Raw genomic sequence first — 24,787 nt, forward strand, 5'->3', positions numbered from 1 at the left:
CGTGAACCACGGGAAAGACCCATCATCCGGGTGCCCATCGTAAGGCCAGCTCCCTATTGGGATTCGAATCTTGTTCCACGATATCGTTATCGCCCCGAGGATGACCGGGTTGATCCATGCGGCGGGCCCGTCGTGCCGGTGATACGCTATGGGCCTCAAGAGGCAACGGTTCCACTATGGCTGGCGAACGAATTGGGTCTTGGCCGTATCCATGGCCGCGATTGGCCGTGCCGGGGACGACGGTACTGAACCGATTGACGGAAAGTAGCCCGCATGAGCGAAGCGACATGCGGGGCTACCCCGGATATCGCTACGCTCATCCGGGCAACGACCTCAGCGTAGCGCAATATCCAGCCAGCCCAACGGATTGACCGTGACGCGGTCCTCCGTATCGACAACCACCGTTGTGGTTTCGGCTTCGATGATTGCAGGTCCCGTCAGCGTGTGGCCGGGTTGTAGTTCGTCGAGCGCATAGACCGGCACTTCGCGCCAGCCGCCAAAGAAGGCCTGCCGCTTGCTGCGCGGCACAGCGCTGCCGGATGATGCGGCCTCGCGCGCCCCCTCGCCTAGCCGTTCGACTTCGCCGACAGCGGCAACGCGGGCGTTGACGAACACAACCTCCTGACCGCGCGAGGCGTAGGTGTAGAGTTCCTCGTGCCTGACGTGGAAACGATCCTCGATCCGGTCGACCAGATCAGGCGCGTTCCAGTCGAGGCCGTCGAGCGAGACATCGATCTCGAAGATCTGTTCGCCGTAGCGCATCTCGGCGGAGCGCTCGATGGCGATCGGCCCGCGGAACCAAGAGCGCAGCCGGCCAGCGGCCTGCTGTTCCAGGCCGGCGAAGAGTTCACGCACCTCATCGGCTGTGATACGCGCTCCCGCGCCGTAATGCGTGCGGCTGACTTCGTAGCGCAGGTCGCTGGTCAGCATGCCCCAGGCCGACAGCACCGAGGCCACCGTCGGCACGATGATGCGCTTGATCTCAAGCTCGCGCGCTACTTCCGCAGCGTGCAAACCGGCCGCGCCGCCGAAACTGAGCAGCGCAAACTTTCGGGGATCGACGCCGCGACGCAGCGTCATCAGGCGGATGCCGTCGGCCATGTTCAGATTGATCATGCGATAGATGCCGGCGGCGGCTTCAATGCGCGACAGATCCATCGCGCCCGCGATGCGATCGACCGCCGCTTCCGAAGCGGCGCGGTCGAGCGGACGCTTGCCGCCCATGAAGGCTGCGGCATCAAGATAGCCGAGCACGACATTGGCGTCAGTGACAGTCGCGGCCTCGCCGCCATTGCCGTAGCAGGCCGGGCCCGGCACCGAGCCTGCGCTTTCCGGCCCGACGCGCAGCGTGCGACTGGCATCGACGCTGGCGATCGAGCCGCCGCCCGCCGCGATGCTGGCGATGTCGAGGCTGCGTAGCGCGATGCGCTGGTCGGCCAGCATGCCGTCGGCGGAGAGCGAGGCCTGCCCGCCTGTGATCAGCGAGATGTCGGTCGAGGTGCCGCCCATGTCGAACGGCACGAGATCGGGAATTCCGACCAGATCAGAACAGCGCCGGCCGCCGGACATGCCGCCGGCGGGGCCCGACAGCACCGTGCCCGCTGCGAGCCGCGAGGCTTCCTCCACCGGCGCCATCCCGCCATGCGAGAGCACGACAAAGAGACTGCCGTTGAAACCTGCCTCCGTGAGCCGCGCCTCGAGGTTGGTGAGATAGCGCCGCACGATCGGCTCGACATAGGCGTTCACGATCGTGGTCGAGACGCGTTCATATTCCTTGATCTGCGGCAGCACGTCGCTGGAGCGCGAGATGCTGATCTCGGGCAGTGACTGCTTCAGCCGTTCGACAGCGGCGAGTTCATGCACGGGATTGACATAGGAATGCAGGAAGCACACCGCGACCGAGGTCGCGCCGGATTGCCGGATGCCGGAAATAGCGTCATCGAGCGATTTGGAATCGAGCGGGATCAGAACCTCGCCGCTGGCCCGGAGCCGCTCCTTCACGCCAAAGCGCAGGTCGCGCGGCACCAGCGGTGCCGGCGGCGGCGAGCGCAGGTCGTAACGGTCGGGCTTGAGGCCCTCGCGCATCTCGATGACGTCACGGTGGCCTTCGGTCGTGATCAGCGCGACCTTTGCGCCTTTGCGTTCCAGGAGCGCGTTGGTCGCAACCGTGGTGCCGTGGACGAGGCGATCAGTCGAGCCAAGCATTTCCGCGCGTGTGACGTTCAGCCGCCGCGCCAGTTCCTCCAGTCCCGCCATCACACCGAGCGACTGATCGACCGGGGTCGACGGTGATTTCGCAAACACCGTGCGGCCGCTCTCATCCGTCGCCACGAGATCGGTGTAGGTCCCGCCGACGTCAACGCCTATCCTGAACATCATGAGGACGCCTGCTCCGTCGCGACGTCGGTCAGGCCTAGCTCGCGGTCGCGCCGGCGCGCCTCCGCGGAGCGCTTGTCCGGCGGTCCCCACCCGCCGCCGCCGGAAGAGCGGATTTCGAGGCAATCGCCGGGGCGCAACTCGATCCCGACTTCCTTGGTGCGGAGCACGCGCGGCTCGCGTCCCTCGGATAAAAGACGATAATGATGCGGCTTGCCGTCCTCACCGCCGAGCATACCGCAGGGGCCATGGCGCGCGCCATCGCCCGCGGTGTTGCCCTTGGCGACCTTTTCCGTCTCCAGCACCAGATCGAGCGATACGCCGAGGCCGCCGCGATGCCGGCCGTTACCGCCGGAGCCCGGGCGGAATTCATGCTGGCGGAAATATAACGGAAAGCGCACCTCCGCCACTTCGAGGCTGCCGAACTTCAATCCGCCGACCGAATGCCACTCGCCGATCGACGACCAGCCGTCGCCGCCGGACGACGCGCCGCCACCGGGCCGCGCCTGGAACAGGTGCCAGATAAAGTTCTTGCCGCTGCGCGGGTCTTCACCCTGGATCGCGATGCGGAAACGCCGGCTCCAACCGGCCATCGCACGCTCCGGACACGATCCCGACAGGGCCTTGACGATCGCCTCGACAATTTCGTTCGAGGGATGGCTGGTGCACAGCGTCACCGGCCGGCCCGGATCGGCCCACACGATCGTGCCCTGCTTTGCGGTCACCTTCAGCGGACGCAGCGCACCGGTGTTTTTTGGAATGTCGGCGTCGATCAGATAGGCGAATGCCATCGCCACAGCGGCCTGCATGTTGGCGTGCGAGGAGTTCACAAAGCTGGTCGATTGCGGATCGGAATCGGAGAGATCGATTTCGACGTCGCTGCCCTTCTTGGTGACCTTTGCAGCGATGCGCAGATCGGTGCGGCCATGGCCGTCATCGTCGAGGAATGCTTCGCCATAGAACACGCCGTCTTTCCAGGTGGAAACGACCGCGCGGGTCTGCTGCTCGGTCGCATCGAGGATCGCCTCCATCGCGGCTTCGACCACGGCAGCACCGAATTCGGCAAACAGCCGCGACAGTCGCCGTTCCCCGAGATGCGCGGCACCCAGCATCGCCGCGAGGTCGCCGCGGAATTCACGGGGGTTGCGGACGTTGAGCGCCAGCAAATCGAACAGATCGTCGCGCAGCTTGCCGGCCTCGTAGAGTTTGATCGGCGGGATACGCAGCCCCTCCTGCCAGATCTCGGTGGCCGCAGGATTATAGGCGCCATGGGTGCCGCCGCCGATATCGCTCTGGTGCGCGCGCACGATGGTCCAGAGCAGACGCTTGCCGTCAGCGAATACCGGCACGAACACCGTCACATCAGGCAGGTGGCTGCCGCCGTAATAGGGATCGTTGAGCAGGATGACATCGCCCTGCTTCACGTCCTTGAACCGCTCCTCGACGGCGATCGTCGCCCATGGCAGCGCGCCGACATGGACGGGCAGATGATCGGCCTGCGCGATCAGCCGCGCATTCGTATCGCAGATCGCCAACGAGAAATCGCGGCTGGAATTGAGGATCTGCGAATAGGAAGTGCGAAGCATCGCCTCGCCCATCTCCTTCACGATCGAGCTGAGGCGGTGCTGGACGACGGAACGCGTGATAGGATCAATCTTGGCGGACATTCGGTGCCGTTGTTATTCGTTTGATCGTAAGAAGGTCAAAGCGTGCGCACGACTTCCTCGAGCGCGCCCGACGCTGCATCGATGATGACATGGATATCCGCATCCGTCATTGGGGTCGACAAGGCCATCAAGCCGTTACCCGCGGCCAGCACGCCGCGATTGAGGAATGCGCGGTTAAACACCGCCTGCCGTCGTGCCTCCTCCTCGCTCAAGTAAGCCGAGCGATAGTCGCGGACCGGCCGGTCGGCGAAGTGGATTTTCAGTAGCGAGCCGAGCCCGACAGTGCCACCGGGCACGCCATGGCGCTTGAACGCCGCGTTGATGCCGGAGCGCACCGCCTCGCCCATCGCATCGAGCCGCGCAAAGGCTGCGTCGTCGAGCAGTTGCATCGCGGCGATCCCGGCCCGCATCGTCACGGGATTTGCGGAGAACGTTCCGCCATGCGGCAGCGCCGGCTTGCCCGGGCGCGGATCGAACACCGCCATCACATCCTTGCGGCCGCCGATCGCGCCGACCGGAAAGCCGCCGCCGATGATCTTTCCGAGCGTGGTCAGGTCGGGATCGATATTCCAGATGCCCTGCGCGCCGCGATAGCCGAGGCGAAACGTAATGACCTCATCGAAGATCAGGAGCGCGCCGACCTCGCGCGTGACGTTTCGAAGCGCCTCCAGATAGGCCTGGGCGGCGGGTGCAAGCCCGGCGCGGTTGGGCATGGGATCGACCAGCACGCAGGCGAGCTCACGACCGTGCTCGCGGATCAGGCTGACGGCGGCCTCTGGATCGTTGAAGGGAATGGTGACGACATCGGCCAGCACATTCTGCGGCGTGCCCTTGGCGTAGGCTACAGAGACCGGCGCGTTGCGCCCCCAAGCTTCCGGGGTCGGATCGAGGCTCACCTCGGCATAATCATAGGAGCCGTGATAGGCGCCTTCGCATTTCGCGATCTTCGGCCGCCCCGTATGCGCCCGCGCCGCCTTCAGCGCCATCATCACGGCCTCCGTGCCGGAATTGGCGAAGCGGACCTGCTCCACTGATGGCAAGCGTGAAACCAGGAGTTCAGCGAGATCGACTTCGGATTCCGTCGGCAGGCCGAACGCCGATCCCAGCGCAAGCTGCGCGGTCGCGGCCTTGATCAAAACCGGATGCGCGTGGCCATGGATTGCCGCAGTAAAATTGTTGATGCAGTCGATATAGACGTTGCCGTCGAGATCCCAGACCCGGCAACCCTCGCCGCGCGCGGCATAGATCGGATAGGGCTTCATGAACACGGTGGTGCGTGTATTGCCGCCGGGAAGGCTGGCCAGCGCGCGGTCGTACATTTTCTGCGATGACGAGTCCGGATCGGGGTACATGCGCCATTCCATGCAAGGATCAGGTGTATATCAAAAACACAATTACCCCGACGATCAAGGCCGCCGCCATGAATAGCAGCACTGCGGGAAGACCGAACGCCGCCGCGACCACGCCGGTCGCCGATTGCATCAGCGCGGTGCCGAGGAAGAATGCGAGGTTGATCGCCGACAGCGCCTTCCCGGCATTCTGGGCACCCGCCAGTTGCCGCGTCATGCCGAATAGCAGCGGCTGCGTCGATATCGCGATGCCCATCAGGACGAACAGCACGGCATCGATCGGCGCCGGCACGGCCTTTATGCCGAGCAGTTCGGCGAGAGGATAGTTCGGCGCGCCAGCCGCCGCCAAAGCGAGCAGCAAGCCGGCAAGCGAATGGGTCGCGGCCAGCACTTCGCGGCGATGGCCGAAGCTGCGGTCCAGAAAGCCTATCAGCGCGGGGCCGGCGATCAGCGCCAGCGTGAACAGGCCGAGCACGTTGCCGGCCTCGACGCGGCTGAGCGCCTTGATCTCCATCAGCCACGGCCCGCCCCACAATCCTCGCAGCACCAGCGAGGCCGCGAGCGAAACCAGCGCCAGCGCGATAAGGCCACGGAGTGGCCGCGACAGGCCGATGCGCAGCACCTCTCCCATTTGCGACAGCGGCGAGGATGGATCGGCATGCTCGGCCGGCTGCTTCGGAACCAGCAGAAACACGGCCAGCGCCACCGCCGCGCCAAAGCCGGCTGAAATCCAGAACCCTGCCCGCCAGCCATAGTGCTCGACGACGAGGGCGAGCGGGCTCGCCGACAAGAGCATGCCAATGTTGCCGATCGAGAGGATGATGCCGGACCATAGGCCGAAGCGCGCCGACGACATCTGCTTGGCGGCCAGCGTCATCGGGCACATCAGCATGCCCGAGGTGGCGATGCCAAGCAGGAGTTGCCCGAACAGAAAACTCACCGGTCCTGTCGCAAGTCCGGAAGCCAGCGCGCCCAAAATGGTTCCCGCGAGCAGGGTCAACGAGACCGGACGAACACCAAAACGGTCCATCGCCGCGCCGACCGGGATCTGCGAGGCCGCGAAGGCAAAATGATAGATCGAGGTGAGGCTCGCGAGCGTCTGCGGCGCGGTACGGAAATCGGCGGCCATGACGTCGAGGCTGACGGCCGGAATGGTCCGCAGCAGCGTCGACAGCATATGGCCGCAGGCCAGCGCCAGAAGCGCAAATATCAGTGCGCGGAAGCTGCCATCCGCACGATCGGCCTTGCCGTCCATGAGCCGTCTCGCCCCAAACCTGTTTTGAGGCGAGGTATCATTAATAGGCGGAGAAGGCGAATCTGCCCGCGGCGCTCAGTTCCGGTGGAACACCAGCGTCCGCAATTCGATGCTTTCGCGCGGGGCGGCGTCGGCCGGCGTGGTCGGATCGGTGAAGGCGGTATGCGGCCCGAACCGCGTGCGGCCGTCGGTTGCGGAATCGTAGCACTTGAGCAGCAGCGCCTCATCGGTGCGCATTTCCGGAATGTAGTACCAGCGATGGTTCGGATTATATTTGACCGAATAGGTTTCGCCGCTGCGGTTCGGATAGATCAGGTCGGAGGCTACGAGATCGCCGGGCTCAACAGTCTGCCCGTCGGCCATGGCGAGCGGCGTATCGCGCAAGGGGCCGCGGATCGGCCGCCACACATTGATCACCTGCACGCGGCCCTTCAACAGTTCCTCCGCTTCATCGGGCAGATGTTCGCGCACGCGGTTAGCGCCGGATTTGTCGGTCTGGTCGACATGCACCCGGGTCGCCGGCTGGCGCGGGCCGGCGCCCCTGATATCGGCGGCGCCTTCGACGCGCCTGCGCACGGTGTGATCGAAGATGAAGACGCGGTCGGCCTTCAGCGTCGCCTTCAGGAAGGCCTCCACGGCGGGATAGTAGACGTTCCGCACTTCCTTATCGTCGTAGAAATCCCTGACGATGGTGGGATGGCGGACCAGCGCAAAGCCTTCACGGTCCAAGGAGAGATTGGCGGCAATCAGGCGCGCGTCGAAGATCGGGACATTGTGCGGCTCGGGCAGCGCAGTGGATTTGGGCTCGCCCGGCGGCGGATCGAAAGCGTAAGTGCGGGGCTTTCCGTCAGTCGGCGCGAGATAGTTCAGCTCGGCGGTAACGAACGGAAGCGATTCGAGTTTGGCTTGCTGCAGGCCCATGGTGGTCTCCTGGACTCCATTGTTGTTCTGTTTGATGTCGGCGCGGAGGCTACCCGTCACAAGCCCGCGGCAAAAATAGCAAGGATGCTATTCCCGCTGGGCGCCAACGGGAAAAATCCTTGTTCAAAGCGCCGCCTAAACCGGAAGGTATTTCCAGTATTCACGGGCGCGTCATCGCCGTACGTAGCGCTTGACGATGCGTGGCACGCGACGCTGCCTTCACCTACCGGCGGCTTGATCACGCTGGCCATGGGAACCATGATGGAGTTCGGCCCAGCATCCGCATCGGCCAGCCGGCGGCATCAAGACCGCGCTTGGGGAGAACAACATGCAAGTCACGATGAAGGACAGAGTCGCCGTCGTCACCGGCGGCAGCAAGGGAATTGGCTTCGCGGTCGCGCGGCGATTTGCCGGCGCTGGCGCCAAGGTGGCGATCCTCGCGCGCGGCGCACAGGATCTCAACTCCGCGCGGGAACAGATTGGCAAGGAGGGGCTTGTTGTTCGCGACTATGTCTGCGACGTCTCGAAAGCATCGGACATTGCGAAGACACATGAGAAGATCGTTGGCGACCTCGGCCCGGTCGACATTCTCATCAATAACGCGGGGACGGCGCGGACGATGGCGTTCGAGAACATCTCCGACGAGGCCTGGCAGGAAGACCTCGACCTCAAACTGTTCGCGGCGATCCGCTTCTCCAGGCTGGTCTGGCCTGAGATGAAGGCGCGCAAATGGGGGCGCATCATCAACGTGCTCAACACCTATGCCAAGGCGCCGGCGGTCTCGTCGGCGCCGACCTCGGTCTCGCGGGCGGCCGGAATGGCGCTGACCAAGGTGATGGCCAGCGAAGGCGGTGAGCACAACATCCTGGTCAACGCGATGCTGGTCGGCCTGATCATGAGCGATCAATGGGTGAAGCGCCATGCCGCGCAGGCGCCGGACACCGACTTCGAGGTGTTCGCCAAGAACCTCGCCAAGGGCACGCCGCTTGGGCGGATCGGCACGGCCGAGGAATTTGCCAACCTCGCCTGCTTCCTCGCTTCCGATCAGGGATCGTTCATCACGGGCACCGCGATCAATGTCGATGGCGGCCGATCGCCTGTGGTGTAGGGACTAGATGGCTCACGCCATCTCTCACGTCCCGGACGCGGTGCAGCGCTCCTTCAGCGCTGCTCCGCAGAGCCGGGACCCAGTGCTTCGTTGTGGGTCCCGGATCAGCAGCGCACCGCTTCGCGCTGCGCAGCATCCGGGACACCAGCCCCACAAACAAAAAGGCCCCCGTCGCCGGAGGCCTTTTCGCTTTCGCCAGCCGCTTCAATAGCGGCGTTTTTCTTAGACCGCGTCCTTGGCGGCCTTGACCGGGCGGGCCCGGACGATCTTGCGGGCCGGCTTGGCCTTGAACATCATTTCCTCGCCCGTGAAGGGGTTGGTGCCCTTACGAGCCTTGGTCGCCGGCTTCTTGACCACGACGAACTTGGCGAAGCCAGGAACGAGAAACAGCCCGTTCTTCTTGAGCTCCTTGTGACCGACGTCAACGAGCGTGTCCATCACGTTCTTGACCTCTTTCTTCGACAGTTCGGTGGTGGTCGCGATCTTCTCGATCAGCTGCGACTTAGACATTTGGGTGGCCATGGTTGCTCCATTGATTCTGGCACAGGGCGACGATATGGCGAAAAACGCCTAAAAAATAGGGCTTCCGACATTCTGCACAACTACCTCGCTAGTCGAGTTGCAGTGATTCGTCCAATTTTTCCGGGTTTTTTTAACACCGGAAGCCCTCCAGACCCTATTTTTATGGGGAATCCGCACCCCCTGAGGTCCCATTTCCGGACAATCCGGAGCTGCTCTCCTGCCTCCGCCTCTATCGGAGCGAGCCGTGATTTGCCTTCGGGCGCGACAAAATGCGCAGACCGATCGGCCGCTAACGACGTTGTTTCAGGAAGGATTTTCCGCCTTGCGCGTTGATTTGAAAATGACTCGCGCTCACGTTCCATCGTAACATCGAAGCTTAAGGCGGACGCGTGAACGGTTCGCCATCAATATCGTGTCCGGAGACTTCGCATGGATTTGACGCGCCTTGAAATCAATCGCCGCACCGCGCTGCTGACCTCGGCGGCCATCGCGGCCAACGTGATCAATCCGATGCGGGCCTTTGCCCAGGAGACGCCGCGCAAGGGCGGGGTGTTCAACGTCCATTATGGTGCCGAGCAACGCCAGCTCAACCCGAGCATCCAGGCTTCCACCGGCGTCTACATCATCGGCGGCAAGATCCAGGAAAACCTCGTCGATCTCGATGCCAGCGGTCAGCCGGTCGGCGTGCTCGCCGAAAGCTGGGAAGCGACACCGGACGGCAAGACCGTGACCTTCAAGCTGCGCCAGGGCGTCACCTGGCACGACGGCAAGCCGTTCACCTCGGCCGACGTCGAATTCACCGCCATGAACATGTGGAAGAAGATCCTCAACTACGGATCGACGCTGCAGCTCTTCCTCACAGCGGTCGAGACGCCAGACGCCCATACCGCAATTTTTAAGTACGAGCGGCCGATGCCGCTGAACCTGTTGCTGCGCGCCCTGCCCGATCTCGGCTATGTCTCGGCCAAGCACCTCTACGAGAGCGGCGATATCAGGCAGAACCCGACCAACCTGGCCCCCGTCGGCACCGGCCCGTTCAAATTCGTCAAATATGAACGCGGGCAGTACATCATTGCCGACCGCAACGAAAACTACTGGCGGCCGAACGCGCCCTATCTCGACCGCATCGTCTGGAAGGTGATCACCGATCGCGCCGCGGCGGCGGCGCAGATGGAAGCCGGCGATCTGCACTATTCGCCGTTCTCCGGGCTGACGCTCTCCGACATGGCGCGGCTCGGCAAGGACAAGCGCTTCATCGTCTCGACCAAGGGCAATGAAGGCAACGCACGCACCAACACACTGGAATTCAACTTCCGCCGCAAGGAACTGTCCGACATCAAGGTTCGCCGCGCGATCGCGCACGCGATCAACGTGCCGTTCTTCATCGAAAACTTCCTCGGCGATTTCGCCAAGCTCGGCACCGGTCCGATCCCTTCGACCTCGACCGATTTCTATCCGGGTGCGGATACGCCGCAATATCCCTACGACAAGGCCAAGGCGGCTGCGCTGCTCGACGAAGCGGGCTTCAAGGCGGCCCGCGGCGGTACGCGCTTCTCGCTAAAACTGCTGCCGGCGCCCTGGGGCGAGGACATCTCGCTGTGGTCGACCTTCATCCAGCAGTCGCTCGGCGAGATCGGTATTCCCGTCGAGATCGTCCGCAATGACGGCGGCGGCTTCCTCAAGCAGGTCTATGACGAGCACGCCTTCGACATCGCGACCGGCTGGCATCAATACCGCAACGACCCCGCCGTCTCGACCACGGTCTGGTACCGCTCCGGCCAGCCTAAGGGCGCGCCCTGGACCAACCAGTGGGGCTGGGAGGACAAGAACGTCGACAAGACCATCGACGATGCCGCGACCGAAGTCGACCCGGCCAAGCGCAAGGCGCTATACGCCCAGTTCGTCAAGGAGGTGAACACGGAGCTGCCGGTCTGGATGCCGATCGAGCAGATCTTCCTCACCACGATCACGGCCAAGGCGCGCAACCACTCCAACACCCCGCGCTGGGGTTCGACGAGCTGGCACGATCTTTGGCTTTCGGCCTGACATTATATCGGCCAAGATAGGTTTATGCGTATCCTGACTCTTGCGGGGCGGCGGCTTGCCGCCTCGATCCCGACCCTTGTCCTGATCCTGATCGGCGTGTTCCTGCTGCTGCAGTTCGCGCCGGGCGACACCGTCGACGCCATGATGGCGCAGATGGGCGGCGGCGACGCCGCGACCGCCAAGGCGCTGCGCCAGTTTTATGGGCTCGACCTCTCGATCCCGGCGCAGCTCGGCAATTATCTGTGGCGGCTGGTGCGGCTCGATCTCGGCTTTTCCTCGATCTACGGCAAGCCGGTGGCCTCGGTCATTCTGGAGCGGCTGCCGCCGACCATCCTGTTGATGACGGCCTCGCTGTCGTTCGCGTTCTTCTTTGGCCTCGTGTTCGGGGTGATCGCCGCCCGCGGCGTCAACCGCTGGCCGGATACGCTGATCTCCACCCTCGGCCTGATCTTCTACGCGACGCCTTCGTTCTGGTTCGGACTGATGGCGATTGTCGTGTTCTCGGTCTATCTGCAGTGGCTGCCGCCCGGGGGCTTCGAGGATATCGGCGCGGTACAGACCGGCATCTGGCGCGCGCTGGATATTGCAAGCCATCTGGTGCTGCCGACGCTGACCCTCGGCCTGATCTTCCTCGCCATTTATCTCCGCATCATGCGCGCCTCCATGCTCGAGGTGTTGAACCTCGACTATGTTCGCACCGCCCGCGCCAAAGGCCTCGACGAGACACGGGTGGTGACGCGGCACGTACTACGCAACGCCCTGCTCCCGATGGTGACGCTGATCGGGCTGCAGGCCGGCACCATGCTCGGCGGATCGGTGGTGGTCGAAAGCGTGTTCTCGCTGCCGGGACTCGGACGGCTCGCCTATGAATCTGTGGTGCAGCGCGACCTCAATACGCTGCTCGGCATCGTCTTCGTCTCGGCGCTGCTTGTCATCACGGTGAACTTCGTCGTCGACCTCATCTATGCGCGGCTCGATCCGCGTATCGCGGCGGAGGGCTAGCGCCATGGATGCGGTCAAGCGCTACTTCCGAAGCCCCGCTGCGGTCGCCGGCCTGATCCTGCTATTGATCGTGATCGGGATGGCTATCTCGGCCGGCTGGCTCTACCCGCGCGATCCGCTGGCGCTCGCCGGCCGTCCCCTGGTCTGGCCCTTCTCCAATCCGCGCTTCCTGCTCGGCACCGACAATTCGGGGCGCGATATCGCGGCGCAGATTTTCTATGGCGCGCGGATTTCGCTGTTGATCGGCGGCGTCGCCACCGTGATCGCGATCCTGATCGGCATCCTCGTCGGCGCCTTCGCTGGCTATTACGGCGGCTGGGTCGATAATGTCCTGATGCGGATTACCGAGGCGTTCCAGACGCTGCCGAACTTCGTGCTGCTCCTGGTTTTGGTTGCCGTGTTCGGCTCGACGCTGACAACGGTGACCATCGCCGTCGGCGTGGTGTCGTGGCCGGCGCCGGCGCGGCTGACCCGCGCCGAGTTCCTGTCCTTGCGCAACCGCGAATTCGTCCAGGCCGGCCGGACGCTCGGCATGAAGAACATCCAGCTCATCTTCGGCGAGATCCTGCCCAACGCATTGCCGCCGGTCATTGTCTACGCCAGCGTAGTGATGGCGGTCGCGATCCTGCTCGAAAGCGCGCTCGCCTTCCTTCGGCTGTCCGACCCGAACGTGGCGTCGTGGGGCAACCTGATCGGGCTCGGGCGCGACGTGCTGCGCGTGCAATGGTACGTCTCGGCGATTCCCGGCATCGCCATCCTCGTCTCCGTGCTCGCGGTATCACTGGTCGGCCAGGGCCTCAACGATGCGCTTAATCCGAGGCTGAAGGGCCGATGAGCTGTAACGAGACCATCCTCTCGCTCGACCGCCTCAGCGTCCGCCTGCCCGCCGGCGCCGACCGGACGCATGCGCTTTCCGACGTGACGCTCGACATCGCCTCCAACGAAATCCTCTGCGTGGTCGGCGAGTCCGGTTCCGGCAAGTCGATGATGGCGAATGCCGTGATGCGGCTCTTGCCGAATGAAGTGACGATCGATGGCGGCTGCGCGATGTTCGAGGGCCGTGATCTCTGCACTATTTCCGACGCCGAGATGCGCGACGTCCGCGGCGACGGCATCGCGATGATCTTCCAGGAGCCGATGACGGCGCTCAATCCGCTCCGCACCATCGGCGACCAGATCGCCGAGATGTTTTCAATCCACACCGATCTCTCGAAAGCCGAGATCAACGCACGGGTGCTGGCGCTGCTGGCTGATGTCCGCATTCCCGATCCCAAGTCGGCGGCAAAAGCCTACCCGCACGAACTGTCCGGCGGCCAGCGGCAGCGCGCCATGATCGCGATGGCGCTCGCGCTCGATCCGAAGCTGCTGATCGCGGACGAGCCGACCACCGCCCTCGACGTCACCACGCAGGCGCAAATATTGAAGCTGATCCGCGACCTGCAGCAGCGCCGCAGGACGGCGGTGATGTTCATCACCCACGACTTTGGCGTGGTGGCCGAGATCGCCGACCGCGTCGTGGTGATGCAGCACGGCGTCATCGTCGAACAGGGCGCGGCGACTGAGGTGCTGCACCATCCACAGCACGCCTATACCAAGCAGCTCATCGCCGCCGTCCCGCCGCTGAAGGCGCCGCCGCCGCGCCCCCTTGCGAGCGACGACATCCTGACGATCACGGATGTCTCGAAGACCTACCGCACCGGCGGCTTTCTCGGGCGCGGCGCGCGGGTGACGGCGGCCGTGAAGCACGTGTCGCTCGCCCTTCCACGCGGCGCAACGCTCGGCATTGTCGGCGAATCCGGCTCCGGCAAATCGACGCTGGCGCGCTGCATCGTGCGGCTGATCGATCCCGATAGCGGCTCGATCGTGCTCGATGGCGACGACTGGGCAAAACTGTCGCGTGAACAGGTTCGCCGTGAGACGCGCCATATCCAGATGGTGTTCCAGGATCCGTTTGCCTCGCTCAACCCGCGGCGCAAGGCCGCCGAGCTGGTGGCCCAGGGCCCGATCGTGCATGGTACCCCGCGGGCCGAAGCAATTGCACATGCGAAGGAGCTATTCGCCCTTGTTGGGCTCGATCCATCCGCCGGTGACCGTTATCCGCATGAATTCTCCGGCGGCCAGCGCCAGCGTATCGGCCTCGCCCGCGCGCTGGCGCTGAAGCCGGATGTGCTGGTGGCGGACGAGCCGGTTTCCGCGCTCGACGTCTCCGTTCAGGCGCAGGTGCTGAAGCTGCTCAGCGAACTGCGCCAGCGGCTCGGGCTTTCCATCGTCTTCATCACGCATGATCTGCGCGTCGCCGCGCAGATCTGCGACCTCGTTGCCGTGATGAAGGATGGCGAGGTGGTGGAGCACGGCCGCGCGGCGGAGGTCTTCGGCAATCCGCAGCATCCCTATACGCAGGCATTGCTGGATTCGATTCCCGGCGGCGAATTTGCGCGGGAGCACGATACGGCGGCGGTGTAGCTTCGCCGCGGAGGCGGTCTCGCCGCTCCCTCGCCCCGCCCTTTCGCGGGGAGAGGGCTGGGGTGAGGGGCTGCTTCAGCGCGCACCAATGCTCATTGGGATTCGCGGAGAGAGCCCCTCACCCCCACCCTCTCCCCGTGAAGAACGGGGAGAGGGAGAAGTAGCCGGCGCGACGTTGGTCCGCCCTTACTGCGAGCGGCGCGAGGCGAGGAAATATTCCGCCCATCGCAACAACTCGAAGCGGTCGCCTCCAACCGGCTCCTGCGCGTCGCGATATCGGTAAAGCACCAGCATCCACGGCGCGATCTTGCGTAGCAGGCCATGCGCGACGTATGTCACCGGCTCGGTGAGCGGCAGCGCCAGTTCGCTTTCGGGAGCGCCCTGGACGGCTTTCGCCAATTCGCGGCCGAGCGGCATCGTCAGCGCGACGGCGCGACCGTTGCAGCCGGTCCAGCCGAACGCGTTCGGCCCGAGCTTGTGGATGCGCGGCAAAAAATCCGCCGTCATGCCGACATAGCCGTTCCAGACATAGTCGAACGAGACCTCGCCAATCTGCGGCCACAGCCGCTGCAGCCTTTCGGTGACGCGCGCCTTGATGCGCTCGACCTTGTTGCCGGGGCCGAGCACCGCGCCGCCGGTAATGAGCCGGTTTCGAGCGTCGTAACGGGCGAAATAGAGCTCGCCATGGGTATCCGACATCGCCTGCCGGCCCGGGATAATGGTCTTGCGGACGTTGTCGGACAAGGGCTGCGTCGACATCTGCCACGACAAGACCGGCATCACCTCGTGCGCGATCTGCGGCACCAGCGATTTCGAGAACTCGCCGCTATAGGCATTGGTAGCCATGACCAGCGCGCGGCCGGAAATCTCGCCCTTGGCCGTCGTTACCACCCAGCGGTCGCCCCGGCGCTCGAAACTTTCGGCCGGCGAGCGGGCGTAGATGCGCGCGCCGAGATCAATCACAGTGCGCGCGAGACCGCGGGCCAGCGCTAGCGGGTTGATATGGCCGCCGGTCTTGTTCCAGAAGCCGCCGTACCATGCATCGGAGCCGAGCATGTCGCGCATCTGCTCGCGGGACAGCAGTTCGACCGGCGCGCCGAATTTCGACCATTGCCGCACGCGGCGCTCGGCGATCTTGATGCGGCCGGGCGAATGCACCGGCTGCACCCAGCCCTCCTGTTCGCCCTCGGCGTCGATCTTGTAGCGCCGCGTCAAGTCGAACAGATAGGACGCGCTGTCACGCAGCATGCCGACAAAACGTTCTCCCGCCTCGCCGTGCTTTGCAACGATATCCTCCGGATCGGGCCGCGACAGCGTCGGGATCACCTGGCCATTGTTGCGGCCCGAGGCGCCCCATCCCGGCTCGGCGGCCTCGACGATCGCGACATCGACGCCGGCCTCGCGCAGATGCAGCGCAGTGGAAAGACCGGTGAAGCCGCCGCCGATCACGATCACGTCCGCCTGTTGCGCGCCGGTCAGTTCGGGCAATTGGGGTCCTGCAGGCGTCACGGCCGCCCACAGCGAATTGGGCCAGCGGACGTTAGTCGTATTCATCGGCATCATTCCTTGCAGGCAACTGATCGTTCTGCTTAGTTTAGCCCGCTAACCAACTCCAGGGAAACAAGAGAGTGGCACTCAAAAACGTCATCGGAATCGATCACGCCGTGGTCATGGTGAAGGACCTCGACAAGGCCGCCGAAAACTATCGCCGGCTCGGCTTCACCGTGTCGCCGCGCGGCACCCACAGCGCGCATATGGGATCGGGCAACTACACCATCATGTTCGACCCCGACTACATGGAATTGCTCGGCGTGCTCAATCCGACGGAACATAATGCTCCGGCGCGGGCGTATCTGGAAAAGAACGGCGAAGGCATCGAGCGCATCGCGTTCACCGCGGTGGACTCCGCCGAAGGCGCGGAGGAGATTCGCGCGCGCGGCTATCCGCCGGTCGGCCCGACCGATTTCGAGCGGCCGGTGACGATGCCTGATGGGACGGTGTCGGCGGCGAAATTCCGCACCTTCCAGTGGCCGACGGCGGAAGCGCCCGGCGGCGTGCGCATCTTCGCCTGCCAGCACAAGACGCGCGAGACGGTGTGGATTCCCGAACTGATGAAGCACGCTAATGGCGCGAAGCGATTGAAGCAGGTGCTGATGGTCGCGCCCGACCCCGTCAAGGAAGCCGCGCATCTGGCCAAGATGATCGACCGTGAAACGCGCAGTGAGGCGGATGGCTCGGTGGCGGTGCCGTCGGGCGGCGAGCGCGCAGACTTCGTGTTTCTCACGAAGGATCAGCTCGCCAAGCGCTACCCCGGCGTGTCGCTCGCCGGCCTGCCTGAGCGCGGCGGTGCCGGGCTCGTGATCGCAGCCGACGTCGCGGCGGCGGAGAAGGCGCTGGGTGCTGTCGGCGTGAAGAGCGCGGGCGGCGTGGTGGTGCCACCGGCTGCGGGTAACGGCACGATGCTGGCGTTCGTGGCGTAGCCGGCCGCGCCGGGATAACAGGAATGGCAAAGGGCATGATCCAGGCGGATGGCGATACGGCGGCAGGCCGCCGTGGCCGTCCCCGTTCCCTTGAGACCAGCAACGCCATTCTGCAAAGTGCCTACACGCTGATGGCGGAGACGGGGCTTGCCGCCACCAGCATCGATGCGGTGGCGCGGCATTCCAACGTTTCCAAGATGACCATCTACAAATGGTGGCCGTCGCGCGAGGCGCTGCTGATCGATGCGTTCCTGCATCATGCTTCACTCATGCTGCCGCTGCCGACCTCAGGCACAGCGGCAGAGCGCCTTCGAAATCACGCTTCGGCGTATGCAAAGGCACTGCAAGGCGAATTCGGCAAGGTGCAGCTCGCGGTGATTTCCGAATGCATCTCGAACACCGGATCCGCCGAGATCTTCTACGAGCGCTATCTCAGGTATCGTCGGACCGCGCTAGTCGAGTTGATCGCCGCCGGCCAGCAGGAAGGCAGCGTCGGCGCGGCCGGAACCCCGGAAGACCTGTACGATGCGATCTATGGCAGCCTGTTCTACCGCTACATCTTCGGGATCAAACCGATCTCGCCGGCGCAGGCCCGCAACCTCGTCGAGACCTTGCTGATGATCAGGAGCCGCTGACGCCTTGGACACGGTCATCCCGCTGACGCCGGAACCAGGCCCAGGTCTCGCGTGTCACGGCCAGATAGCCCCTGCCCCGGAACACGATCCGTCCGTCGACGATCTCGTTCAGTTTCGGCAGCGCATGAAACGGGATCGAAGGATAGGCGTGGTGCTCGACATGGTAGGGCATGTTCCACGCAAACCACTTCATGACCCTTCCGGTATAGGTGGTGCGCGTATTCTGGAAGGCGCTGCGCGTCCGCTCGCAGCCGGTGTGCTCGGCATAGAGATAGGGACGGAGGAATAACTGGCCGACGATCAGGGGAACGATCCAAATCCAGAGCAACAGCGCCGTATGGAGCGCGAATGAGCCGAGCAGCAGCACGACATAGCCGGCAACATAGAGCCGCGCCTCCTTCACGACGATGTGGCGCTTACTTTCTGGAATCCAGGGCGCGGTTGCGTTGCCGGTCAGGGCATGACGAAGCATTAGGCCTATCCGAAAGGCGACCTGCCGAAGACCGGAGTAAGCGAGCGCAAGCTCCGTATCCGAGGCAGGCAGCGGGCCGACCAGCAGTTCCGGATCACGCTCCGGATCCTGGGTGTAGCGGTGGTGGTCCCAGTGGAACAGGCAGTAATATTCGTAAGGCAGCCCGATCGCGAATGACGAGAGATGGCCGAGCACGAGATTGAGCGCACGGCTGCGAAACGCCGTCTTGTGCGCGGTCTCGTGCACCACCATGAACAGGAAGGCGACGAAATAGCCCTGCACGACCATCAGCGGCATCGCCCAAAGCAGGCCATAGGTCGAAGCGATCTGCCAGATCAGCGTGCCGACAACGGCGATGGCGCCGTAGTGGCTGGCCGCGCGAATGATGCCGGGCAGATTAGATCGCACGGACAGCGCGCGCAGCTCGGCTGAAGTCAGCAGCTTCTCTCCCGTTGCGGTAACTGCTGTGCTCATGGTCGCTATCGTCTCCTAAGCTGACGTTAACGCTGCAGCAGCGCCGAAATCTCGGCGTTGATGAAGTCGCGGTCTCTGGGATTGTTAATGGGATTTCCGGCACGGTGTCCGTGGATCGACGGAATCGGATGGAGCTCGGCCGACCTTGCGTTGACGAGGCGGCCGAGCTCGGCCTCGTTGTCGCGCATGTCGAAGTAGCGATCGGTCTGCCCCGGCATCAGCAACACATGCGCCTCGATCGCGGCGAGCGCGCAGTCGATGTCGCCACCGAATTCCGGGCATTGACTGATATCGCCACGCTGCCAGATGCCAATCTGCGCCAATAGATCATTGGCGTCACGCCGCGCGAAGGCGACGTCCCATGAGCGCGCCAAGTAATCCTCGAGGCTGGTGAAGCCGGCCTCGCGCCACATCTCGTCGCGGTAATAGGCGTGCGACATTGCCCACCCCGCATAGACCCGTCCCATCGCCCGAAGACCGGCGACGGGCTTTGCAACGAAACGGCCATCCTGCCAGGCCGGGTCCGCCGTCAGCGCCGCCTTCACGCCCTCGAGAAACACGTGATTATAGGGCGAGCATCTGGCGCTGCCGCAGACGACCGCCGCCCGTTCTACCATGTCGGGATGGCGGGCCGCCCAGTGATAGGCCTGCATGCCGCCCATCGACCAGCCATAGACCAGCGCGATTTTCGAGATGCCGAACCGCTCCTCGAGCAGGCGGCGCTGCACCGCGATGGCGTCATGATAGCAGATGTCCGGAAACGGCGTGACGTCGGAATTGGACGGCGATGACGACAGGCCGTTGCCGAACAGGTTCGGGATGATGATGAAATAGCGATCGGCGTCCAGCGCGCCGCCGCGCTGGATCAGCCACTCGATGTCGCCGTGCTGCGCGCTGAAGGAGGTTGGATAGACAATCACGTTGTCTTGTTGCGCGTTCAGCGCGCCATAGGTCTTGTAGGCGAGCTGCATCGCAGGAAAGACGGCGCCCGACTGAAGCGCGACGTCTCCGGCTTCGAAAATTTCATAGTCGGCACGCGGCGTCATGGGCCAGTTCCGAACGGTTCATTTAGTGTACTTATCGTACACTATTTAGATTGGATTGCAACGGAGTTTGTCAGGCTTGGGAGCCCTGATCGCTGACGCCGTCACAAATGAGAACTGCGTCTTCCGTACCTGCGACGCCATTCAACCGGGGGCAGACGAAAGCGCTCGAAGCACCGCGGCCGAATCGGAGACCCAACCGAAGATGCCACCCTGGGCCTTGATCATCTTCAGGCCAATCTCGTGGAACTCTGGAAAATAGGATGCGCAGCCATCCGCCAGCACGACGCAGCGATAGCCGCGGTCGTTGGCCTCGCGCACGGTGGTGTTGACGCAGACCTCGGTGGTGACGCCGCAGACCAGGAGGTTCGCGATGCCATGGTCTTGCAGCACGTCGTCGAGCTCGGTGGCGTAGAACGCGCCCTTGCCCGGCTTGTCGATCACGATCTCGTCGTCTGTCGGATAGAGTTCGGGAATGATGTCGTGGCCGGCCTCGCCGCGAATGAGAATGCGCCCCATCGGCCCGGGGTCGCCGATGCGCAATGACGGCGCGCCGCGCTCGACCTTGGCCGGCGGCGCGTCGGAGAGATCGGGCAGATGGCCCTCGCGGGTGTGGATGACCAGCATGCCCATCGCACGCGCCGCATCCAGCACAGCCGCGATCGGCTTCACCGCCCGCGCGAGCTGGCTGACGTCATTGCCGAGCGTCTCGCCGAAACCGCCCGGCTCCATGAAATCGCGCTGCATGTCGATGATGAGGAGCGCGGTTGCCGCCCAGTCGAGCTCGATCGGCTCCGGCTCTGCTGCGAGCATTGCTGAGTTCGCCATGACCTACGCGCCCCGAACGAGAATTTCGCGAATAGAAGGCAAGCAAGGCGCATGCCATTGTGTACAATGGCGGCAGGCGATGAGTTCGGAGAAAATCATCGTATTGTCAGCCTGTTACTCGCTGATGGCAGTGTTCGCATGTTCTCATGCCGCGCCGCAAGGAGGCAGTTGCTCATTAGCTGTGCATGCCGCGATTGCGCTGGCCCGATCGCGGAACGGACGACCCGGTTCGTATCGAACCCAAGAGCTGCACCAACCAGGCGAGGCCAGCATCCATCATCGCCACTTTTGGAAGAACGATATTGATCGAGAAACGCGGCAGCGGCAGCGGCGGCTTGATGGCCCCAACGTTGAAGCGCGCGCCATGGATCTCGACGAACCGCCGCGGCAGCGCGGAGACCATCTCGGTTTCGGCCAGTACCGATAGTGCAAAATTGAAGTTAGGCACGGTCAGAACAACACGTCGCGCCAGGTTCTTCTTCGCCAGTTCGACATCCACAAATCCTGAGACGTCGCCGGTGTGCGAGACAACGAGATGCTCCATCTCGCAGTAGCGTTTGAGAGTCGGGCTTCGCTGGAACGAATGGCCCTTGTGCGCGGCAATGACGAACTCCTCCTCGTAAAGCTTCTGCTTATGAAAGCGGGCGGGAAGATCATCGAGGGGAACGATCGCGATATCCATTGTCCGGTCTTCGAGCTCCTGCAGCGCTGCCTTCCATGCGAGGTTCGGATCCAGGGAATCCTGCGCCGGCAATAGCTGACGGATGCCGAGATCGGTGCCCGGCGCCATATCCCGCAACTTCGCCAGCAGCGAAGGCAGGATGACTGAGGATACGCCATCGGGCGCGCCGATGACGAAACGGCGCTTCGAGCCTTTCGGATCGAACGGAGTGGCCGTCGAAACGACGCCGCGGATACGCGCGAGAATCTCGGCAACCGATGTAGCGAGCTGCAGCGCCCGTTCGGTCGGAACGACGCCCTTCGGCGTCTTGAGGAACAAGGGATTGCCGAGCAGCGTCCGCAGCCGGCCAAGGCCATGGCTGATCGCGGACGGCGACAGATGCAGCCGCTCCGCCGAGCGGCCGACATGCCGCTCCTGGAAGACGACTTCGAACAGGACGAGCAGGTTGAGGTCGATCCGGGAAAGGTCAATCTGATTCAGCATTATGATGAAATTATATCACTGGATTCAGCATGATTGAAATGGGAATTGGAGGCGCCCCGCCGGTCAGTTTGCCGGCCCAACCTGAATAGAGAGATACCGAGATGTTGAAATCGAGCATGTGGAAACGATTGGCGCTGAAGGCCGCACTCGCCATGCCGCTGTCGGCCAGCGCGGCACAAGAGGCAACGACGGCGCGTTCGGAGCAGGAACTTGCCGGCCTCATCAGGAGGACCGAGGCCCAGGCATCGGCTTTCATGCGCGGTGACATGGGCACGTGGTCCAGTCTGGTGCACATCGCAGAAGACTTCACGCTGATGCAGCCGTTCGGCGGCGAGGCCAGCCGGGGCTTCGACATGAGTTCCGAGCGGCTGGCGCAGCTCGCCAGCTACTTCAGAAATGGCGATGCCAAGCTCGAGCTCGTTCAGTCCTATGTGTCGGACGATCTGGTCGTTTTGGCGATGATTGAGCGTGAACACGGCGAAGTCGGTGGTTTGCCGAACCAGGACTGGTCACTCCGGGTGACGCAGGTCTATCGCAGACAGGGCGGGCAATGGTGGCTGGTGCACCGCCACGCCGACCCGCTGGTGCGCCGCGTCGGGCTTGAGACCGCAGCCGCGCTGGCTCGCGGCGCAAATCTTGGGAACCGGTGACGATCAGGCTTTTGCGGCCTCCGGCGGCCTGAAGTGCTCGATGAACCGCAGCAGCACCCGCGCGCCGGCGTCGGCATCAGCGGGCTCGACATGCTCGGCCGGGTTATGGCTGATGCCGCCGCGGCAGCGCACGAACAGCATGGCGACATCGGCGATATCGATCATCGCCATGCCGTCATGCCCTGCCCCACTCGGCAGCTCGAATACGCCATAGCCTTCGGCCGCAACCGCATCCGCCATCTGCGCCTTCAGCCATGGCGCGCAAGGCACGGTGCGATTTTCGTGGGTGACGTCGATCTGCAATGACAAGTCGCGTCGTTCCGCGATCGCCTCGATCCGCTGCACGATCGCGGCGACAGCCTGCTTGCGGTGCTGATCCTCAGGCGCACGAATATCCAAGGTGAAGTAGACGCGACCGGGGATCACGTTGGTGGCGCCCGGCATCGCGTTGATGACGCCGATGGTGCCAACCAGGCCCGCACCATCCGCTGCGCAGAACTGCTCGACCGCGACGATGCATTCGGCGGCGCCCGCCAGCGCGTCGCGCCGCAACGCCATCGGCACCGTGCCGGCATGGCCGGCCATGCCGGCAAGATTAGCTGCCAGCCGCGTCGCGCCGGAGATCGCCGTCACCACGCCGACGGGCAGGTTCTGCTGTTCCAGTACCGGCCCCTGTTCGATGTGTAGTTCGACATAGGCATGCAGATCGCCCCGTTTGCGTGCCGCCGCGCTGATGCCGCTAGGATCAAGCCCGAACTGCACCATCGCCTCGCGCATGGTGAGGCCATTCGCATCGCGCGCGTCGAGCACGCTTTGGTCAAACGTGTCGGCGATGGCCCGGCTACCTAGCAGCGTCGAGGCGAAACGCACGCCCTCCTCGTCGGCGAAACCGACGATTTCGATCGCAAACGGCAGGCGTACGCCGCGCCGGTTCAGATCGGCCACGCAGGCGATGGCCGTGATCACCCCGAGCGGTCCGTCCCATTTGCCGGCGTCACGCACGGTATCGTAATGCGAACCCAGCATCAGGCAGGGCAATCCGGGACGCCCGCCCTCATAGCGGCCGCAGACGTTGCCGATGGCGTCGAGATGCGCGGCCATGCCAGCGTCCTTCATCCAGCACATGATGAGATCGGCCGCGACGCGGTGCTCGGGCGACAGGAAAATTCGCGCCAGATGCTCTGAAGTCTCAGAGATTGCTCCAAGCTGGTTGATGCGGCTTACGATTTCAGTGCCGAGCGGCGACCGTGCCGCCCCGCCGCCTGCCGTCGGTATCTCGTTCATGCTGCTCCACGAAGCGCGCCACAACGGGCGCCTTCCGACTTTATCGGGGTGCCTTTTAACCTCTTCCCACCGTGCACTCAATCTGGCCGTGGGGCTCGTCGGTCGGCAGGAACACGTCGTTGTTGTTATCGAGGCCAAAGGCCGACAGGTTCATCGGGATGAAGTGCATGTTGGGACAGGCCATGCTGATTTCCGAAATCTCGGGGACGGCGGCCAGTGCCGCCTCGCCCATTCGATAGAGGCTGTCCTGCACGCTCATGCTGTAGGTCGTGCCGAACACCTCTAGCACGGTATCCAGAATCTTCGCATTGGCCGCCGGATAGCTCGACGGGATGCCCGACCATTTCCAGGACGCCACCATGCTGGTGGCGCACATCCGGTCGGCGGTCTCCGGCAGCGTGGTGTAGCGATCCCTGGGGTAGTTCTCCCAGCCGGATTGGGTCGACTTCATGAAGGCAAAGCCGTCGATCCCCGATGTCAATGCCATCGGGCCGCCGCGCGCGATCGTGGCTTCGACGAACGGCTTGCCGTTGCTGTCGAGCACGAAGCTGTGGGGATGCGGCTTGCCGCCAAAACTCAGCCGGGTCCATTTGGTCTCGTGCGCCGTGATTGCAATCGAGGCGATCTGCGGATAGGTGTCGAGATATCGCCTGGCCAGCACCAGGCAGAAATCTTCGGTGCAAAGCCCGGTATTTTCGCGCGCCACCACATTGACGATGTTCTTGATCGTGTCGGTCGCCACCGAGGTCGAATTGTCGGCGTGGGTATAGGCGCGCGCAAAGTCGCCTTCGATCATTGCCTTGATATTGAGCTGACTGACCTCGTGGCGGTCGCCGTCGCGGTGAATCCGCATGACCCGGACGCGGCCTTTTCCATAGCGATTCTTGATCAGCGGCATCCCACGAGCTCCCGTTGAAGCGGAGTTTGCGGGGATCATGGTCGCCCGCTATGGTTCCAATATTGAGCAACCTTCGTGCCAGAGGGCAAGGTCCGGGGAAACGCTTTTGGCACGAGCCTTGTATCGGTTCAGACAGGCCTGAAAAACCT

General features: G+C 63.8%; 21 protein-coding genes. 8 read left to right on the forward strand and 13 right to left on the reverse strand.

The genetic code is table 11. The annotated features are described in order from the left end of the window. Positions 1 to 333 precede the first annotated feature (333 nt). The 5 genes from RX331_RS29715 to RX331_RS29735 form a co-directional block, all read right to left on the reverse strand. The gene (locus RX331_RS29715; RefSeq protein WP_317253156.1) at positions 334 to 2,379 is read right to left on the reverse strand and encodes a hydantoinase/oxoprolinase family protein; all 2,046 of its coding nucleotides are present in this window, start codon (positions 2,377 to 2,379) and stop codon (positions 334 to 336) included. Beyond that, positions 2,376 to 4,043, reverse strand: a complete 1,668-nt coding sequence (locus RX331_RS29720; protein WP_317253157.1) for a hydantoinase B/oxoprolinase family protein — start codon at positions 4,041 to 4,043, stop codon at positions 2,376 to 2,378. Before RX331_RS29720 ends, RX331_RS29715 begins: the two co-directional genes overlap by 4 nt. A 35-nt stretch (positions 4,044 to 4,078) precedes the next feature. Beyond that, a complete protein-coding gene (locus RX331_RS29725; protein ID WP_317253158.1) occupies positions 4,079 to 5,395 on the reverse strand; it encodes an aspartate aminotransferase family protein in 1,317 nt (438 codons plus the stop codon). 19 nt (positions 5,396 to 5,414) lie between these two features. Continuing rightward, positions 5,415 to 6,647, reverse strand: a complete 1,233-nt coding sequence (locus RX331_RS29730) for an MFS transporter (RefSeq protein WP_317253159.1) — start codon at positions 6,645 to 6,647, stop codon at positions 5,415 to 5,417. 75 nt (positions 6,648 to 6,722) lie between these two features. Beyond that, positions 6,723 to 7,568, reverse strand: coding sequence for a CmcJ/NvfI family oxidoreductase (locus RX331_RS29735; RefSeq protein WP_317253160.1), 846 nt, complete (start codon positions 7,566 to 7,568; stop codon positions 6,723 to 6,725). 328 nt (positions 7,569 to 7,896) lie between these two features. On the opposite strand from RX331_RS29735, the gene RX331_RS29740 reads away from it, so the two are divergent. Further along, the gene (locus tag RX331_RS29740; RefSeq protein ID WP_317253161.1) at positions 7,897 to 8,676 is read left to right on the forward strand and encodes an SDR family oxidoreductase; all 780 of its coding nucleotides are present in this window, start codon (positions 7,897 to 7,899) and stop codon (positions 8,674 to 8,676) included. Positions 8,677 to 8,898: 222 nt separating this feature from the next. Here RX331_RS29740 and RX331_RS29745 read toward each other — a convergent pair whose 3' ends face one another. Next, complete coding sequence (locus tag RX331_RS29745; protein WP_028347431.1) at positions 8,899 to 9,198, reverse strand: HU family DNA-binding protein; 300 nt, start codon at positions 9,196 to 9,198, stop codon at positions 8,899 to 8,901. 429 nt (positions 9,199 to 9,627) lie between these two features. On the opposite strand from RX331_RS29745, the gene RX331_RS29750 reads away from it, so the two are divergent. The 4 genes from RX331_RS29750 to RX331_RS29765 are packed head-to-tail and all read left to right on the forward strand — an operon-like array spanning position 9,628 to position 14,709. Then, entirely contained in the window at positions 9,628 to 11,244 is a 1,617-nt protein-coding gene (locus RX331_RS29750) for an ABC transporter substrate-binding protein (protein ID WP_317253162.1), read from the forward strand. Between the two features lie 24 nt (positions 11,245 to 11,268). Then, a complete protein-coding gene (locus tag RX331_RS29755; protein WP_317253163.1) occupies positions 11,269 to 12,246 on the forward strand; it encodes an ABC transporter permease in 978 nt (325 codons plus the stop codon). A 4-nt stretch (positions 12,247 to 12,250) separates the two neighbouring features. Then, positions 12,251 to 13,081: an ABC transporter permease gene (locus tag RX331_RS29760; RefSeq protein WP_317253164.1), complete on the forward strand. Its 831-nt coding sequence runs from the start codon at positions 12,251 to 12,253 to the stop codon at positions 13,079 to 13,081. Continuing rightward, complete coding sequence (locus RX331_RS29765; RefSeq protein ID WP_317253165.1) at positions 13,078 to 14,709, forward strand: ABC transporter ATP-binding protein; 1,632 nt, start codon at positions 13,078 to 13,080, stop codon at positions 14,707 to 14,709. Before RX331_RS29760 ends, RX331_RS29765 begins: the two co-directional genes overlap by 4 nt. A 186-nt stretch (positions 14,710 to 14,895) precedes the next feature. Here the strand turns inward: RX331_RS29765 and RX331_RS29770 are convergent, their stop codons facing one another. Next, positions 14,896 to 16,263, reverse strand: coding sequence for an FAD-binding oxidoreductase (locus RX331_RS29770; RefSeq protein WP_317253166.1), 1,368 nt, complete (start codon positions 16,261 to 16,263; stop codon positions 14,896 to 14,898). Positions 16,264 to 16,337: 74 nt separating this feature from the next. Here RX331_RS29770 and RX331_RS29775 point away from each other — a divergent pair, with 74 nt between their 5' ends. Both RX331_RS29775 and RX331_RS29780 read left to right on the forward strand, forming a co-directional pair. Then, on the forward strand, positions 16,338 to 17,189 hold the full coding sequence (locus RX331_RS29775) for a VOC family protein (RefSeq protein WP_317253167.1): 852 nt from the start codon (positions 16,338 to 16,340) through the stop codon (positions 17,187 to 17,189). A 23-nt stretch (positions 17,190 to 17,212) separates the two neighbouring features. Then, the gene (locus RX331_RS29780; RefSeq protein WP_317253168.1) at positions 17,213 to 17,824 is read left to right on the forward strand and encodes a TetR/AcrR family transcriptional regulator; all 612 of its coding nucleotides are present in this window, start codon (positions 17,213 to 17,215) and stop codon (positions 17,822 to 17,824) included. On the opposite strand, the gene RX331_RS29785 is transcribed toward RX331_RS29780, so the two are convergent. The 4 genes from RX331_RS29785 to RX331_RS29800 all read right to left on the reverse strand — a co-directional run bounded on the left by RX331_RS29785 (position 17,811) and on the right by RX331_RS29800 (position 21,806). Then, on the reverse strand, positions 17,811 to 18,770 hold the full coding sequence (locus RX331_RS29785) for a fatty acid desaturase (protein ID WP_317253169.1): 960 nt from the start codon (positions 18,768 to 18,770) through the stop codon (positions 17,811 to 17,813). The two genes, RX331_RS29780 and RX331_RS29785, sit on opposite strands and share 14 nt — an antisense overlap. Before the next feature lie 26 nt (positions 18,771 to 18,796). Further along, positions 18,797 to 19,816, reverse strand: a complete 1,020-nt coding sequence (locus RX331_RS29790; protein WP_317253170.1) for an alpha/beta fold hydrolase — start codon at positions 19,814 to 19,816, stop codon at positions 18,797 to 18,799. A 141-nt stretch (positions 19,817 to 19,957) separates the two neighbouring features. Then, complete coding sequence (locus RX331_RS29795; RefSeq protein WP_317253171.1) at positions 19,958 to 20,641, reverse strand: isochorismatase family cysteine hydrolase; 684 nt, start codon at positions 20,639 to 20,641, stop codon at positions 19,958 to 19,960. A gap of 175 nt (positions 20,642 to 20,816) precedes the next feature. Continuing rightward, entirely contained in the window at positions 20,817 to 21,806 is a 990-nt protein-coding gene (locus RX331_RS29800; protein ID WP_317253172.1) for a LysR family transcriptional regulator, read from the reverse strand. Positions 21,807 to 21,907: 101 nt separating this feature from the next. On the opposite strand from RX331_RS29800, the gene RX331_RS29805 reads away from it, so the two are divergent. Continuing rightward, a complete protein-coding gene (locus RX331_RS29805) occupies positions 21,908 to 22,456 on the forward strand; it encodes a nuclear transport factor 2 family protein (protein WP_317253173.1) in 549 nt (182 codons plus the stop codon). A 3-nt stretch (positions 22,457 to 22,459) separates the two neighbouring features. Here RX331_RS29805 and RX331_RS29810 read toward each other — a convergent pair whose 3' ends face one another. Both RX331_RS29810 and pucL read right to left on the reverse strand, forming a co-directional pair. Beyond that, entirely contained in the window at positions 22,460 to 23,740 is a 1,281-nt protein-coding gene (locus tag RX331_RS29810; protein WP_317253174.1) for an allantoate amidohydrolase, read from the reverse strand. 55 nt (positions 23,741 to 23,795) lie between these two features. After that, positions 23,796 to 24,638 carry a factor-independent urate hydroxylase gene (gene pucL / locus RX331_RS29815; RefSeq protein ID WP_317253175.1) on the reverse strand — a complete coding sequence of 281 codons (843 nt, stop codon included), beginning with the start codon at positions 24,636 to 24,638 and terminating at the stop codon, positions 23,796 to 23,798. Positions 24,639 to 24,787: the final 149 nt, after the last annotated feature.

The sequence above is a fragment of the Bradyrhizobium sp. BWA-3-5 genome (assembly GCF_032917985.1).
GTDB lineage: Bacteria > Pseudomonadota > Alphaproteobacteria > Rhizobiales > Xanthobacteraceae > Bradyrhizobium.